The sequence below is a fragment of the Pseudomonas sp. Pseusp49 genome (assembly GCF_059491875.1).
This window is the reverse complement of the sequence record NZ_CP168514.1, coordinates 872242-887080: the sequence shown is the minus strand read 5'-3', so window position 1 is coordinate 887080 and position 14839 is coordinate 872242. Positions and strand designations below refer to the sequence as shown.

The 14839-nt window shown below is 59.3% G+C and carries 13 protein-coding genes; 5 read left to right on the top strand and 8 right to left on the bottom strand.

Annotated features, from left to right (window positions below; all coding sequences use genetic code 11):
• Positions 1-41: 41 nt before the first annotated feature.
• The 3 genes from ACEN83_RS03825 to ACEN83_RS03815 all read right to left on the bottom strand — a co-directional run bounded on the left by ACEN83_RS03825 (position 42) and on the right by ACEN83_RS03815 (position 5918).
• Positions 42-2588: a LuxR C-terminal-related transcriptional regulator gene (locus ACEN83_RS03825; protein WP_495579533.1), complete on the bottom strand. Its 2547-nt coding sequence runs from the start codon at positions 2586-2588 to the stop codon at positions 42-44.
• A 142-nt stretch (positions 2589-2730) separates the two neighbouring features.
• A complete protein-coding gene (locus ACEN83_RS03820; protein WP_495579532.1) occupies positions 2731-4101 on the bottom strand; it encodes a DUF1329 domain-containing protein in 1371 nt (456 codons plus the stop codon).
• A 23-nt stretch (positions 4102-4124) separates the two neighbouring features.
• Positions 4125-5918 carry a DUF1302 domain-containing protein gene (locus ACEN83_RS03815; protein WP_495579531.1) on the bottom strand — a complete coding sequence of 598 codons (1794 nt, stop codon included), beginning with the start codon at positions 5916-5918 and terminating at the stop codon, positions 4125-4127.
• Positions 5919-6556: 638 nt separating this feature from the next.
• On the opposite strand from ACEN83_RS03815, the gene ACEN83_RS03810 reads away from it, so the two are divergent.
• On the top strand, positions 6557-7327 hold the full coding sequence (locus ACEN83_RS03810; RefSeq protein ID WP_495579530.1) for an N-acetylmuramoyl-L-alanine amidase: 771 nt from the start codon (positions 6557-6559) through the stop codon (positions 7325-7327).
• A gap of 74 nt (positions 7328-7401) precedes the next feature.
• Here ACEN83_RS03810 and ACEN83_RS03805 read toward each other — a convergent pair whose 3' ends face one another.
• The 4 genes from ACEN83_RS03805 to ACEN83_RS03790 all read right to left on the bottom strand — a co-directional run bounded on the left by ACEN83_RS03805 (position 7402) and on the right by ACEN83_RS03790 (position 10982).
• Positions 7402-8313 (bottom strand): SDR family oxidoreductase, encoded by a 912-nt coding sequence (locus tag ACEN83_RS03805; protein ID WP_495579529.1) that lies wholly within the window; start codon positions 8311-8313, stop codon positions 7402-7404.
• 301 nt (positions 8314-8614) lie between these two features.
• Complete coding sequence (locus ACEN83_RS03800) at positions 8615-9517, bottom strand: alpha/beta fold hydrolase (protein ID WP_116580989.1); 903 nt, start codon at positions 9515-9517, stop codon at positions 8615-8617.
• Positions 9517-10299 (bottom strand): class II aldolase/adducin family protein, encoded by a 783-nt coding sequence (locus tag ACEN83_RS03795; RefSeq protein ID WP_007970317.1) that lies wholly within the window; start codon positions 10297-10299, stop codon positions 9517-9519. The genes ACEN83_RS03800 and ACEN83_RS03795 overlap by 1 nt, the downstream gene beginning before the upstream one ends.
• A 227-nt stretch (positions 10300-10526) precedes the next feature.
• Positions 10527-10982 carry a flavodoxin gene (locus ACEN83_RS03790; protein WP_116580988.1) on the bottom strand — a complete coding sequence of 152 codons (456 nt, stop codon included), beginning with the start codon at positions 10980-10982 and terminating at the stop codon, positions 10527-10529.
• 102 nt (positions 10983-11084) lie between these two features.
• Here ACEN83_RS03790 and ACEN83_RS03785 point away from each other — a divergent pair, with 102 nt between their 5' ends.
• Together ACEN83_RS03785 and ACEN83_RS03780 are read left to right on the top strand one after the other, a co-directional pair.
• A complete protein-coding gene (locus ACEN83_RS03785; RefSeq protein ID WP_116580987.1) occupies positions 11085-11561 on the top strand; it encodes a PAS domain-containing protein in 477 nt (158 codons plus the stop codon).
• Positions 11562-11615: 54 nt separating this feature from the next.
• Positions 11616-12221: a hypothetical protein gene (locus ACEN83_RS03780; protein WP_007970311.1), complete on the top strand. Its 606-nt coding sequence runs from the start codon at positions 11616-11618 to the stop codon at positions 12219-12221.
• 3 nt (positions 12222-12224) lie between these two features.
• Here the strand turns inward: ACEN83_RS03780 and ACEN83_RS03775 are convergent, their stop codons facing one another.
• Positions 12225-13184, bottom strand: a complete 960-nt coding sequence (locus tag ACEN83_RS03775; RefSeq protein WP_495579528.1) for a MerR family transcriptional regulator — start codon at positions 13182-13184, stop codon at positions 12225-12227.
• Positions 13185-13407: 223 nt separating this feature from the next.
• Here ACEN83_RS03775 and ACEN83_RS03770 point away from each other — a divergent pair, with 223 nt between their 5' ends.
• Both ACEN83_RS03770 and folM read left to right on the top strand, forming a co-directional pair.
• A complete protein-coding gene (locus ACEN83_RS03770) occupies positions 13408-13977 on the top strand; it encodes an antibiotic biosynthesis monooxygenase (RefSeq protein ID WP_495579527.1) in 570 nt (189 codons plus the stop codon).
• A gap of 132 nt (positions 13978-14109) precedes the next feature.
• Positions 14110-14820, top strand: a complete 711-nt coding sequence (gene folM / locus ACEN83_RS03765) for a dihydromonapterin reductase (RefSeq protein WP_007970306.1) — start codon at positions 14110-14112, stop codon at positions 14818-14820.
• Positions 14821-14839: the final 19 nt, after the last annotated feature.

Here is a 14839-nt window from a genome sequence, read left to right as displayed (position 1 = left end):
GACAGTATGTTTTAATTCATGTCCAGACTAAAAACCAACCCTTACAAAACTTGCATTATCAATCCCAACTTCTTCGCCATGGCAACTGCCTGCGTGCGTCGTTCCACACCCAACTTGCTGTGAATGCGCCGGGCATGGGTTTTCACCGTATGCAACGAAATGAACAGTTGTTCGGCGATTTGCTGATTGGAGTTGCCTTGGGCAATCAGGTCCAGTACTTCAAGCTCTCGCCCACTCAGCAAACTGACATCGGTGTCCCTGGCGACCACTGCCGCCGCTCCCTGTAGACGACAGATCAGACTTGGCTGGCGCAAACTCAAATCACGCAATGCCTGTTGCCCATGACAACGCTTCACCAAGGCCAGGCCGGCATCCAGTGCGGCATGAGCCATGTCCGGCTCGCCCGTCAGGTCCGCCACTTCGCAGATTGCCAATTGCAACTCCGTTTCCAGCGCCAGCATGGCCTTTTGTTGCGCCTGCTTGAGTAACACCTTGAGACGATCCAATGGACTTTGCGCCAATTGAAGTTGAGTCTCGGCCAACACCAACTGGTATTCGATACGCGCAATCAGTTGCAGTGTGGCGGGTGGTGCCTGGCGTGCATGAGCCCCCCGATAATGACGCAAGACTCGGGTCAGCGCTTCCCGGACCAACTCCGGGCGCCCTTGTTGCAGCCAGAAATGACTGCTGATTTGCAGCAGTACGCTGCGATAAACCGTGTCAGGGATCTGCCGTTGCTGCATCAACCGCTCGGCTTCGCGCAGACGATCAAACGCATGGGCATAATCGCGTTGGTTGGCGGCCATCTGCGCTTGCCCGAGAAAGCCATACAGCACGTGCTTGTCCTGGCTTTGCAGGCAGTCCTCCAGGCCGGACTGGAAGAAACCGGCGGCCAGCTCATCTTGTCCCTGACAGAGGGCCAACCGTCCTCGCCGCAGGGCAATTCGCCCCAATAGCGGCGTCGGTCGATCAGCCTCTTGAGACAACAGCGCAACAGTATCAGCCAACAAGCTCTCGGCACGTCGGGGCGCTCCGCGCATCTCCAGCAACTGTGCGTGATCGAGTTCAAGCAGTCCTTCGAACAATAGCGAGCCATGGGCGCGCGCCAGGCACAGCGCCTCACGATTTAACGTCTGTGCCACATCGAGTTCGCCGTTGAGCAACGCCTGCTGGGTCAGCCCTGACAGGCACAACACGCGCGCCGGCCAGGCATCGACGCCCAGCTCGGCCAGCGCATCGAGAAAGTGCGTACGGGCCGCCTCCATACGGCCTTGCAAATGCAGCAGGCAGCCCTGTTGCGCCTGCCAGCGTGCCAGCAGTTGCCGTTGCAGCGCCTGCGTGGGCTGCGGGGTAAAACGCGCCAGTTGCTCGATGCACGCGGCGGCCGAATCGAAACGTCCGGCAAACAACAACGCCGCACTGACCAGCCCCACCACTTGCGGTGTAACAAGAGTCAGCTCAGCCTGTTGACGCTCATGGAGCTTCAACAACAGACAGATATTTTCACGCCGGAACAAATGTTCGAGGCTGAAGTGCTGCAACAGACTGACCGCCACTTCGAACTCCTGCGCCAACAGCGCCTGCTCGAACGCACCTTGCCAGTCCTCTTCGGCGCTGAACCATTGGCACGCGCGGCGATGCCAGGATCGCCCGGCCGGGGTCGGCTCTTCAGCCATTGCCCGGGCCAGTGGCTCGAAGATCCGCAACCACTCGACGGAGTCCTCCCAAGGCTCAATGAAGCAGCCCATGTCCTGCAACGCGTGCAGCCACTGCGCGCCCTCTCCCGCACCGAAAAGATGCTCGCACAAGCTGGCGTTGAAGCGTGGCAGATGAACCAACACCTGCCAGACCTCAATCAACTCCGGCGGCAAGGTGTTGAACAACTCGTGCTGCAGATAATCAAGCAACGTTGCCGAACGCCCCTGCTCACTCGACCACGGGCAACCATTGAGTAAAGCGATCCGCACACCCGCGCACCAGCCACCACTGCGCTCAACCACCCTCTTGGCCGTCTGGGCCGCCAGGGTCGGCTCGACATGACCGAGCAACTGCCCGACCTCGGCCTCGGTAAACGCCAGCGCCCGGCCTTCGCACTCGTACACTTCATCATCGAGCAGCAGCCGCGGCCAGTTGCAGGAGGGTCGACGACGGGTACCCAGCCACCAGGTCAGCACCGGGTTGGCGACGGCCAACAGGCGATCGAGCATGCGGTCGAGTTCCGGGTTGGGTGCGCGGCAGTAATCATCCAGAAACAGCCAGGTCGGCGTCTGTAATCGGGCCAGATGCGCCAGCAGCCCGGACTCATCCGCCGAGGGCAGATCCAGCGCTTGCGTCAGGCGCAACAGAAAATCGGCAGCACTCAACGACGCCCCCGCCAGCGGCAGCCAACAGACCCGACAGTGCTCCGGCGCCCGCAACAGGCACTCAGTGAGCAACGCGCTCTTGCCACTGCCAGGCGGTGCGCAAAGCAACTTCACCCTCGCGGTCGATACCAGCATGGGCTCGATCAACCGCTCGCGTGACAGATGATGGGACGACAGTCGGGGCACAAGGCCTGGGCGGTCCGGACAGTGCGTCATTGCAGTCATTGTGATGCGCCTTTTTTTATAATTCTGGCGCCACCCTAGACCCCTCCCGAGCGCTTGTTGAAGAAGTATTCAACACACTGATCGCCCCCTATAAAAAAGGTGACCGCAAAGTCACCCTTTTGTGTAGGAACCTGTAGGAAACCTACCTGACCCCCGTGCTGCGCAAGGCTGCTGGTGTGTAGTCCCCCGCTTTTGCATCGATGTTGAATTCGAAGCTGCGCTTTTCTTCGTTCTTCATGCCCAGTGCGATGTAGCGACCGGCAATCAGGTCATACAGCGCTTCGACGGTATAGGCCGGCACCTGGTGATCGTAGTAGAACTGGGCATGCCCTTCGGCGACGCGCCAAAGCTGGCCACGCCCATCGTAGTGGTCGGCCAGTGCCACTTGCCAGCTGTCTTCGTCGATGTACATGTGGCGCTTGGCGTACACGTGCCGTTCGCTCGGCTTGACCGTGGCGACGACTTCCCAGACCCGGTGCAGCTCATAGCGAGTCAGGTCCTGGTTGATGTGCCCGGCCTTGATCACATCCGTGTACTTGAGGTCTGGCGAGTCGAGCTTGTAGCTGTTGTAGGGAATGTACATCTCCTTCTTGCCGATCAGTTTCCAGTCGTAGCGATCCGGCGCACCGGAAAACATGTCGAAGTTGTCGGTGGTGCGCAGGCCATCGGATGAGGTGCCGACACCGTCATAGGCGACCTGCGGCGCACGCCGTACCCGACGCTGGCCGGCGTTGTAGATCCAGGCCTTGCGCGGCTCCTTGACTTGATCGAGCGTCTCGTGGACCAGCAGCACGTTGCCCGCCAGCCGCGCCGGCGCGGTCACTTCCTGCTTGAAGTAGTTGAGGACGTTATCGTCGCTGCCCGGTTTCAGATCACTGAGCAACGACGGCACGGCGACTTCGTCCTTGAAGCGGATCACCGTGAAATCACCATTGGATTGCGGTGTCGCCTGGGTGATGGTGCGACGCAGATTGCCGCCGTGGTAACGGGTGACGTGGTTCCAGATCACTTCCACGCCATTCTTCGGAATCGGGAACGCGTAATAGCGATTGCCGGTAAAATTGGCCAGACCGTTACCGTCGTTGATCGGTGTTACGTTCAGTGCACTGCGCTTGGCCGACTCATAGATTTCTGCCGGTAACGCCACGGTACGATGGCTGGGATAGACCGGAATCCTGTAAGTCTCGGGGTAACGCTTGAACATCGCTATCTGGCCGTCGGAAAGCTTGTCCTTGTACTTGTCGACGGTCGCTGCGGTGATCACGAACAAGGGCTTTTCGTTGGCGAACGGATCGGCCAGGAAACCCTTGCTGTCCACCGCGCCAGCGTTTTTCGGGATGCCACCGGTCCAGGCCGGAATCGAACCATCGGCATTGCCGGCTTTCTCGCCACCGAGTGGGGTCAGGCTGGTGCCAAGCTTGTTGGCTTCCTCTGGCGACACCGCGGCCATCACGTTGGCGGCCAGCAGACTCAGAGCCAGAACGGTGCCCAATTGCAGAATCATCTTGCGCATTGAATTCATCCTTTTCAGCCAGATCAGAAGTTCACACCAAAGCTCAACGCCACGAAGTCACGGTCGGTGAGGACGTTGTAGTCGCCGCCGAAAAAATCGGTGTAACTGAGGCTTGCGGTATAGGTGTTGCGATAGTCCGCATCGACACCGAGGCTGATGGCCTTGGCGCCTTCGTTGAACAGGCCGTTGGGGCCATAACCGGAGACGTCGTGGGACCACGAGAGATTGGGCCTGACGTTGATCCCGGCGATGAGGTTGTTGTAGTCGAGGATGGCCCGAGCGCGATAACCCCATGAAGTCGAGGTCACGAAGCCGTCGGTATCGCCGCCGAAACCATACTGGCCATATACCGAGTCGCGGCCGTAGCGCAACTTCGTACGTGCTTCCAGGCCACCGACCCGAACCACCGCCGCCTCACCCACCAGCGTCAGGCGATCCGCACCGGCGACCTGATCGATGAAGTGCGTCAGGGTGCTCTGGATCTGCGTCACTTCCTTGCGGCGGTAACCCTTGTTGTCAGCCCCCGGTGACGTGGCGATGGGCGATGCCGCACCGCCTGCTATCGGATTGAGCATGGCCAGGGTCAGGTCATTGGTGTTGACCTGCACCGGGAGGTTGGGGCGGTAGCTGATTTCCCCGCTCCACGCAGTGCCGGTAGACAAGGTGGTGGCGAAGCTGGCGCCGTAGAGGCGGATGTCCTCCGGGTATTCGAGGTAATACTGGCCGCGACCGAGCATCACACTCTGGGCCAGGCCTGAACCGCTACCGGGGGCGATTCGGTTGGCGGCGGCTACGATTCCCGGAAGGCTTGCCAGCGTGCTGAGCCCGGCGGTGGTGGTCCCGACGTTGGGGCCGCGGCTGTGGTAGTTCATGAAGTACAGGCCGTACTCGGTGTCGTCCCCCAGCCAGCGCAACGCCGTACCCCACTGTCCGGAATCCCGGGCATCACGGTCGCCGCCACGGGGAACGATCACCCCCTCTTTGCTGACCTCGAAGCCCTGGCCAAAGGCAGCCGCAATCGGTTGCAAGGGTGCAATGGCCGGGTTGGCGACGGTGTAGCCCTTGTTGCAGCCATCGGCCACCACATCGACTCCAAAGAAGGTGCCGCAGTTATCGACGACCGTCTGGTCCCATTCCAGTTGATAGAAGCCTTCCACGGTCAACTTCTCCGTCAGGCCCTGGGAGGCGAACAGCATGTTGACCGGGATCAGGCCCTCCTTGATCTCCGCTCCAGGGCGACGGAACGCGGACACGTCGACCGGATTGATGCTGTTGATCGAGTTGCCGATGAAGGTGCTCTCGCCCCAACTGACCACCTGCTTGCCGGCACGCACCGTGCCCGGCAAATCGGCGAGGGAGTAGTTGTGATAAACGAACGCGTCGAGGATTTGTCCACCTGAAGACTTGGCGCCTTCTTTGCGATTGTGATCGCTGATGTCCTTGAATGGGCGGCTCTCATCCTTGAGCTCGAAGTCGTACCAGTACTTGCCACGCACAAACGCGCCGGTGTCGCCGTACTTCAGTTCGAGGTCGTGAATACCCTTGAAGATCTTCGAGAAGGTTTCGCCTTTCTTGAAATTCAGGCGCCCGTCGTCACCGGTCGAAGACTGACCGGAACCGCCATTGACGGTGCCTACCAGGGCATCATCCGCATCCCGCATGCCCCAACTCGCGCCGACCGACAATGAGGAGTCGAACGTCCCCTCGATTTCCCCGATGCTGAACGAAATGGCCTGAGCCTGGGCACAGCAGCCCAATGCGACCGCGGCCGCCAGCGCCTGCGGCGTGAAGATGGCGCGCATTGTTGTTTTTGTCATGCGTCTTCCCCGGTGAGTGACAGAAGGCGTCACCCTACTGCCGGGGCACCGGGATCGATAAGCGCACCAAAGAGGTATTCGTGGTGTACCTCTAAAGGATGACTGGCACAGGGTCATCACCCGGACGTCGAGCAGCCGAATCCTGACTGTTGCCGGAGCTGCAACAGTGCATGTCGGGAATTGGTATTTTTCCTACAGCACAGAGGGCTTACTCTTATCTGGCTGCCACGGAGCCTGCACCGTGACTGAAAGATTTCAGATGAATCGAGGATTCGGTTCATTACCCCCTGTTCACTGACGTTGATTTGTAGCTCCTGATCCAACGTCTTACTTTGGCCGCTGCGTTTGCAGCGGCCTTTTTTATGGGCCTCATTTTCAGCGTGGACACGGTCCGCTGCAGGAGCTGGCTTGTCGGGTCGCCGCATCGCAGCGATGGTCGCTAACGATAACGCGTGTAACCTGGATAAACGCGGCGCACTTGAGTCCATCGCCAGCAAGCTGGCTCCTACATTTCTTTCAGAAAGCACCTACAAACATAGGTAAACACCTATCGCACTTGGGCCATTAAGTTGACCAGCACGTCGGCGAACAACCTTGATCTTCGTCCGACTGCATACTTACTTAATGCGAGTGCGACCATGAAGCCCATCAACTACAACCAGTATCGCTCAGCCAGAAGCTTCAACAGCCGAATACGCTTTCTGGTTCTTCACTACACCGCCACTAACTTTTCAAGTTCTGTCAGTGCCCTGACCGGCCCGAATGTCAGCGCGCACTATCTGATTCCGGATATCACTGATCCCAGTTACCTGAAAGCCGGTTATTCCGGGCAGGAAGTGTTCAACCTGGTGGATGAAGGCCAGCGCGCGTGGCACGCGGGTGTCAGTCAGTGGGGCAACCGCGGCAATTTGAATGACACGTCAATCGGCATTGAGGTGGTCAACCTGGCGACTGACAACAACGGCGAGTTCACCTTCCCGCCGTATCACCCCGAGCAGATTGCTGCGATTGAACAACTGGCGCTGAACATCCTCAAGCGCTACCCGGATATCACGCCGACGCAGGTGTTGGGCCACTCCGATATTTCAATCGGCCGCAAAAGCGACCCGGGGCCGATGTTTCCCTGGCAGGCGCTGTACCTGAAAGGCGTCGGCGCCTGGTTCGATGAAGCCACTCGGGACCAGTATCTGAGCCAATACACCACATCGGGCGTTCCAGGCCGAAGCGAATTGCTGGGGCTGTTCAAGTCCTATGGATACGATGTTTCGGGCGCCTCGACGGAGGGTGGTTTTCAACAGTTGGTGCGGGCATTCCAGATGCACTTTCGCCCGGAGAAATTCGACGGAAAAATGGATGCGCAGACAGCCGCCAATCTGAAGGCACTGGTATTCAAATACTTTTCCGGCTGATCGATGGCATACGATTTCCAATCCGAGAAATGCAGCAACCGGCAAGGTCAGTCAATGTGACCTTGCCGGCAATTTCAGAGTGAATACTTCTGCAAATTCCCCATCATTTCCTTCAGCGCTTCGATATTGTCCTTCGGATGCGCCGCACCCTCGAAGTCGCAAATCTGCTGCCAGTGCGCCGCCACGTCTTCCGGTGAGAAGCCGGCCCGTGGATCGAACCCGACGCCGAGGCTGCGCTCCCAGCGGACCTTGCCCATCCAGCCACCGCCGACTTCAAACAGACCGGAGGTTTCCTCGCAGTTCTCGCTGGCCAGGTACACCACCAGCGGGCTCACCAGTTCCGGCTTGAGCTGCTCGAAGACTTGTGGCGGGATCAGCCCTTCGGTCATGCGCGTGCCGCCGGTGGGGGCGATGGCGTTGACCAGGATGTTGTTCTTGCGGCCTTCGATGGCCAGGGTGCGGGTCAGGCCATAGAGGCCGAGCTTGGCCATGCCGTAGTTGGACTGGCCGAAATTGCCATAGATACCCGAGGTCGACGCGGTGAAAATCACCCGGCCGTAATTCTGCTCGCGCATGTGTGGCCAGGCGGCACGGGTGACTTTGTAGGCACCTTCGACGTGGACGCGGTAAACCAGGTCCCAGTCGGCGTCTTCCATTTTGTGGAAAGTCTTGTCACGCAGGATCCCGGCGTTGTTGACCACCACGTCGACGCGACCGAAGACGTCCAGGGCGTGCTGGACCAGTTTGTCACCGTCAATGACCGAATCGTGGTTGGCCTCGGCGATGCCGCCGGCCTCGCGAATGTCCGCTACCACGCGGGCGGCGGCCGAAGCGTTGGCGCCTTCGCCCTGGGTCGAGCCGCCCAGGTCGTTGACCAGGACCCTGGCGCCCTGTTTGGCGAACAGCAGTGCATGCGCCCGTCCCAGGCCGCCACCGGCACCGGTGATGATCACGACTTTATCTTCGAAGCGCACAGACTCATTCATGGGGGGGACTCCAGCAGGCCAAGGGACGATGAGTCAGAGTGTCCGGTACGGCGCAGCGGGTCACAATCAACACGGGGGAGGCTGAATGGTGCGCGATAAGGCTGGGGGATGATTGATAGAGAAATAGACACGAACCCTGTGGCGAGGGGGCTTGTCGGACCGCCGCACCGCCCCGTTCGGCTGCGAAGCAGTCGTAAACCTGCTGAACGCGTTATACCTGAATCACTGCGCTGTATGGTTTGGGGCCGCTGCGCAGCCCAACGGGGGCAAGCCCCCTCGCCACAACAATTCACATTAAGGTTCAGGAGCAGGCGACTTTGCGCGGAGGGGAAAGCAGTTGATCGCGAAACGCCAGGTAATGCCTGAGGACCTCGCAGGGTGCCTCGATCTGCGGGTAGTGACCGATGTCGGGCAACACCACGGTGTCCGCGTCCGGGATCAGTTCCCGGTAACGCTCGACCATATGCGCACCGGAGATCGGATCGACCCCGCCATCGATCACTCGCAGCGGCACTTCACCGCGCTGCATCGCGCTCACCCAGCGGTTGCGCCAGACCCGTCGCTCCGGAATGTAGGCGATCAATTTGTGCATGATGCGTGGCCCGCGATGGCTTTCGACCAGGCTCCAGAAGTCATCCATCTGGCTTTCACTGGGACGGGTTTGCGGGCCGAAAATCTGCCGAAAGCTTCTCACCAGGCCATCACGGCTGAAGGCGCGGCCAATCATCCAGCCCAAAGGGCTGAGCAAGAGTTTTTGCATCAATACCGGGCGGTGGGTTTCCGGAAACAACCCGCCGTTGAGAAACACACAACTGGCCAGTTCCACCCGCGACTCGTAATGCCGGGCCAGCAGTTCCTGGGCCACGCTGTCGCCATAGTCGTGTGCGAACAGGTGCACCGGCTGCTCGACATTCAGGTGCTCAAGCAGTGCCTGTTGCAGATCCGCTTGCTCCAGCAGGCTGTATTCGTGATTCGCCGGTTTGACCGAATCGCCGAAGCCGAGCATGTCGCAAGCGATCACGCGAAAGCGCTGGGTCAATGGCTGCCACAGGTAATGCCAGTCCCAACTGGCGGACGGAAAACCGTGAATCAGCAACAGTGGCTCACCCTGACCCGCCGTCCAGTAACGGATGCTGTGGCCACGGAATACGAACGTCTGGCTGCGTTTGCGCCAGACACACAGAGGAATCTCGGCGAGTGCCATTAGAGTTTATAACCCGGGTCCAGTTTATCGAGCTTGCGCAGCAGCGCCGGCCACGCCAGCGCTCCGCCCATTCCTTGAGCACTTCTGGTGACACCCGCGATCATGGCTTTGGCACCGGCCAGAATCTGCGGTTCGATGGCAATCAGTTCAGCCGCACCGTTTTGCGCCATGACTTGAATGTCGCAGGCACGTTGAAAGGTAAACATCATCAGGAACGTATCGGCGATGGTGCTGCCGCAGGTCAGCAGACCGTGGTTATGCAGCATCAGGAAATTGTTTTCACCGAGGTCGGCCTGCAGCCGCACCTTCTCTTCATGGTTGAGCGCCACACCTTCGTAGGCATGGTAGGCCAGGCTGGAAAGCACGAACAACGATTGTTGGCTGATCGGCAGAACGCCCTGCTTCTGTGCCGAGACCGCCACCCCTGAAGCCGTGTGGGTGTGCAGCACACAAACAACATCGTGACGCACTTCATGCACGGCGCTGTGGATGGTGTAACCCGCCGGATTGATCTCGTACGGACTGTCCATCAGCTTGTTGCCGGCCTGATCCACCTTGACCAGGCTCGACGCGGTCATTTCGTGAAACATCAAACCGAATGGGTTGATCAGGAAATCTTCGGTGCCGGGTACCTTGGCGGAGATGTGGGTAAAGATCAGGTCATCCCAACCGTGTTGGGCGACCAGGCGATAACAGGCCGCCAGGTCAACGCGAGTCTGCCACTCGGCAGCACTGACCAGGTCTTTGACACTGTGTGGCGATTGGACGGGAGCGACAGTCACGGCAAGGAGCCTCGGTGTTTTTTTATTATGGAGTGTTTCCTATGTTTACCGAGTCTAGTCAGCCCTTGAGGTTCGTGTAGTTGCATTGGCAGCCAGCTTGATGTCCCAGCGAGTCAGTCGCCCTGCTGCTCTGGATCAATGTCAAACGACCGGCGCCAGCAAGGGGCTGACAGGCCGCTTTTGCCGCACTGTCAGAACCCTGACTGGTGTTGATGGCGGGTTATCCGTCACTCGCGCAATGCGCTGATCAGCTCCGCCAGCCAAGGCTCGGCGTCCGTTTCGGGGGTCACGCTTTCGCTGGCATCCAGGCGTAGCATTGGCAGTACTTCGCGAATGCCCAGTTCACCGAACAATTCACGCATCTGCTCGCCGCCGCCACAAAAAGTATCGCCATAACTCGCATCGCCCAATCCGATCACTGCCCCCGGCAAACCGCGCCAGGCCGCTGGCAATTGATCACGAATGGTCGAATACAGCGGTTGCAGGTTGTCCGGCAACTCGCCCATGCCGGTGGTCGAGGTCACCGCCAGAAAGGCTTCGGGGCCAAACGCCTGGACGTCGGCGAGGGTCGCACGCGGGTTGTGCCAGGTTTCAAAACCGGCGGCTTTCAACAGGCTGGCGGCGTGGCGGGCAACTTCTTCGGCCGTGCCGTACACCGAGCCGGAAATGATGGCGACTTTCATCAATCTGATCCTGAATCCGAGTAAAAGACCCGGATATTAACACCACAGTCGTGATTATTCTTTTAGAATGCAATTGACAATCAATCAGGAAAGGATGCTTCGATGATTAATGCTCAACTGCTGCAAATGGTGATCAACGCCTCTAACGACGGCATCGTGATTGCCGAAAAGGAAGGCGATCAGGACAAAATCCTCATCTACGTCAACCCCGCGTTCGAACGCCTGACGGGCTACTCCAGCGAAGAGATCCTCTATCAGGATTGTCGTTTCCTGCAGTCGGGGGATCGTGACCAGGAAGCCCTGCCGTTGATTCGCGACGCCTTGAACCGAGAAGGTTCCTGCCGGGAAATACTGCGCAACTACCGCAAGGACGGCACACCGTTCTGGAATGAGCTGTCCCTTTCAACGGTGAAAAATCCAGCGGACGGGCAAACCTACTTTGTCGGTGTGCAGAAAGACGTCACGGTGCAAGTCAAGGCGCAACAACGCGTGGCACAACTGGAGGGGCAAGTCGCTGAACTCCAGGCCGAGCTTGCCGCGCTCAAGGCGACGAACGGCAAAAACAAAACTCAGAATTAATGGTCAGTAACTACAATCACCAATGACTTTGTAATTATATCTTTCGAGCTGGCCATGCAACGCGACGCGCTCCTGACCCAGGATGAGCTGGATTTCATCCAGACCATGCAACACAACCCGCAACTCAATGTACGGGATGCGACGTCGAGCCTGCTCGTCAACGGTGGATCGCAAATCCGTGACCTGCTCACCCGCCTGGCGGCCCATGAGCAGGTCACCATTCAAGCCAGCTTCGAAAACCAGCAAATAACCTTCCCCCTGCACCTGGTGGAAGACGAGTTCCATGCGATGCATTTGCGTCTCGGCGTGCCGAGCATCTATGAAGACGGGCCCATGGTCCGGCCTTGGCGCCTGGTACTGGACGAGCCGGTAGCGCTGGAAAACGCCCAGGGTCAACCCGGCACCCTGTGGGTACACGAAGTCTCGTGCAAAGGGGTTTTGCTGGAGGTTCGCAACAAGACCAAGCCACCGAAGCATTTCGCCTTGTGGTTCAGCCCTTCAGGCTATGAGCGGATTGCCTTGCGCGGCACCTTCGAGAAAGAAAACGAACAGGGCTTCTACGCCTATCAACTGAACCAGAGCGATACGGACGAAGCCGAGCGTCTGCGCCAGTTCATCCTGCAACAGCATCGCTTGACCCACCCAACGCTGCATCTCTGAACTTCAAGTATCCAGATTTCCCGCCAGGAACTGCTTCAGACGCTGGCTCATGACCTTCCCTTCATTGCCCAGGCAACCGATCGATGACCCGGCCAGGCTTTCCTGCGCCAGGTCGGAAGCATCTCCAGCCAACAACAATCGACACTCCAGGCCCAAGGCAAGGCGATTCAAGCGCCGTGGCAACTCGGCATTCGGCACCTGATTGGAAAACAACACCAGTGCCATGGGCTTGATCCTTTCACACATCAGCGCCAGTTCCTCGAATGGCTGGCCTATGTTCAATACGCGAATGGCTGATGGCCCGGAACTCAGGAACAGGGCGGCAACCAACAGCTCCAGCTCCCGGCAGTGACCATCCAGGGCACAGATGACCACGCGACGCGGCTGCTTCTCGCGCGTCAACAGCAAGCGCTGCACGACCCGCGAACGCAGAAAACCATCCAGAAACAGCCACTCGCTGGTTACGCCGAACTGGTCCTGGCGTTGCAACAACTGCTTCCAGACGGGGATCAGAATGTCCTGAAATACCACCGGCAGGGCGTAGCTGGAAAAGATTTGCCCGTAGACCTGCTCCAGCTGAAGGTCGTCAAACCCGTTGACCGCAGCAAGAACCTGCTGCTGCCACTGTACGTAATCGGCTTCCACGAGGCTGCTGGGAATGATGTGCGATAACGTTTGGAGCGGCTCGGTCCTGGCCAGGATCTTGCCGACCCTGCTGACCGCAACACCGCGCTCTATCCAGCCGAGGATACTGCGGACACGCTCAATATCGGCCATCGAATACAGTCGATGCCCGCTATCGGTGCGTGTTGGAACAATGAGGCCATAACGTCGCTCCCAGGCGCGAAGCGTGACCGGGTTGACACCTGTCAGTCGCGCCACCTCGCGAATGGGAAAAAGCTCTTCCTGTTCGAGCGCGACGGCCTGCGTGGATACTGAAGCGACGTCTGTAAGTATGGGCATCCTGTTGAAACATCCCTGTATCGTTCGTCCGATATTCTAACGCCCCCGCCCCGTAAAGTTTCCGTAAAAAATCGATACTGCGAAGGAACGGGTAAACGTCACAGACGCCACGGGCAGAATCAGGAATAATCCTTGCTTGTTTCAAGTCGCAGCCCACCACCCCGGCGCTGCGCCTGGCGAAGCGCCTATCCGGAGCGACGCAAATGCCTTATGGAGATACACAATGTCTACCCCACCCGTCACGCTGATGGTTGCGCGCCGCGTTGCCAATGGACGTTATCAGGACCTGATCGCCTGGCTGCGCGAAGGCGAGCAATTGGCCACCGACTTTCCCGGCTACCTCGGCTCCGGCGTACTCGCACCGCCGCCCGACGATGACGAATTCCAGATCATTTTCCGCTTCGCCGACGAACAGACTCTGCACGCCTGGGAACATTCCGTCTCTCGCAGCGCCTGGCTCGGACGCGGCAGCGACCTGTTCGCCCACCCGACAGAACACCGGGTCAGCGGTATCGAAGGCTGGTTTGGCGTCGCCGGTCAACGCCCGCCGCGCTGGAAACAGGCCGTGGCGATCTGGCTGGCGTTCTTTCCGGTCTCGCTGCTGTTCAACTTTGTGCTGGGGCCGCTGCTGGGCGAGATGGCGCTACTGCCCCGCGTGCTGGTCAGTACCCTGTGCCTGACGCCGTTGATGGTGTATTTCTTCATTCCCTTGTCGACCCGACTGCTTGCCACCTGGCTGAACAGCACGCCGGTACGCGCGTTGCCCACCGAGTCAGCCTCTCAAAACCACTAAAGCATCGCAGGCTCCTGCAAAAGCGGTACGTTAACGCGCCCTGTAGGAGCTGCCGCAGGCTGCGATCTTTTCAGAGGCATCGCACGGCTCGTCGCTGGTATAGTTTTGCTCTCACCGCGACGCGAGCCGTTCATGACTTCTTCCGCAGCCCCTATCCTGATTACCGGCGCCGGCCAGCGTGTCGGCCTGCACTGCGCCCGGCGATTGCTGGAAGACGGCCATCGCGTGATTTTCAGCTACCGCAGCGAGCGGCCCGGCGTACAAGCCCTGCGCGATCTGGGGGCCACCGCCGTGTTTGCCGACTTCGCCAGCGAGGCCGGGATCCTCGCCTTCATCAGTGAACTGAAAACCCACACCGACTGTTTGCGGGCGATTGTCCACAATGCCTCCGAATGGCTGGCCGAAACACCGGACACTGACGCCGCCGCATTCACCCGCATGTTCAGCGTGCACATGCTGGCGCCCTACCTGATCAACCTGCATTGCGCCGACCTGCTGCAACGTTCAAGTCCCGCAGACATCGTGCACATCAGCGATGACGTGACCCGCAAGGGCAGCAGCAAGCACATCGGCTATTGCGCCAGCAAAGCCGGACTCGACAGCCTGACCCTGTCCTTCGCCGCCAGGTACGCGCCGGACATCAAGGTCAACGGGATTGCGCCGGCCCTGCTACTGTTCAACCCTGAAGACGACGCGGCCTACCGCGCCAAGGCGCTGGCCAAGTCCGCGCTGGGCATCGAACCCGGGTGCGAAGTGATCTACCAGAGCCTGCGCTATCTGCTCGACAACCCTTATGTCACTGGCACCACCCTGACCGTCAACGGCGGAAGGCACATCAAATAAGTGTCCCGCGAGGATTTTC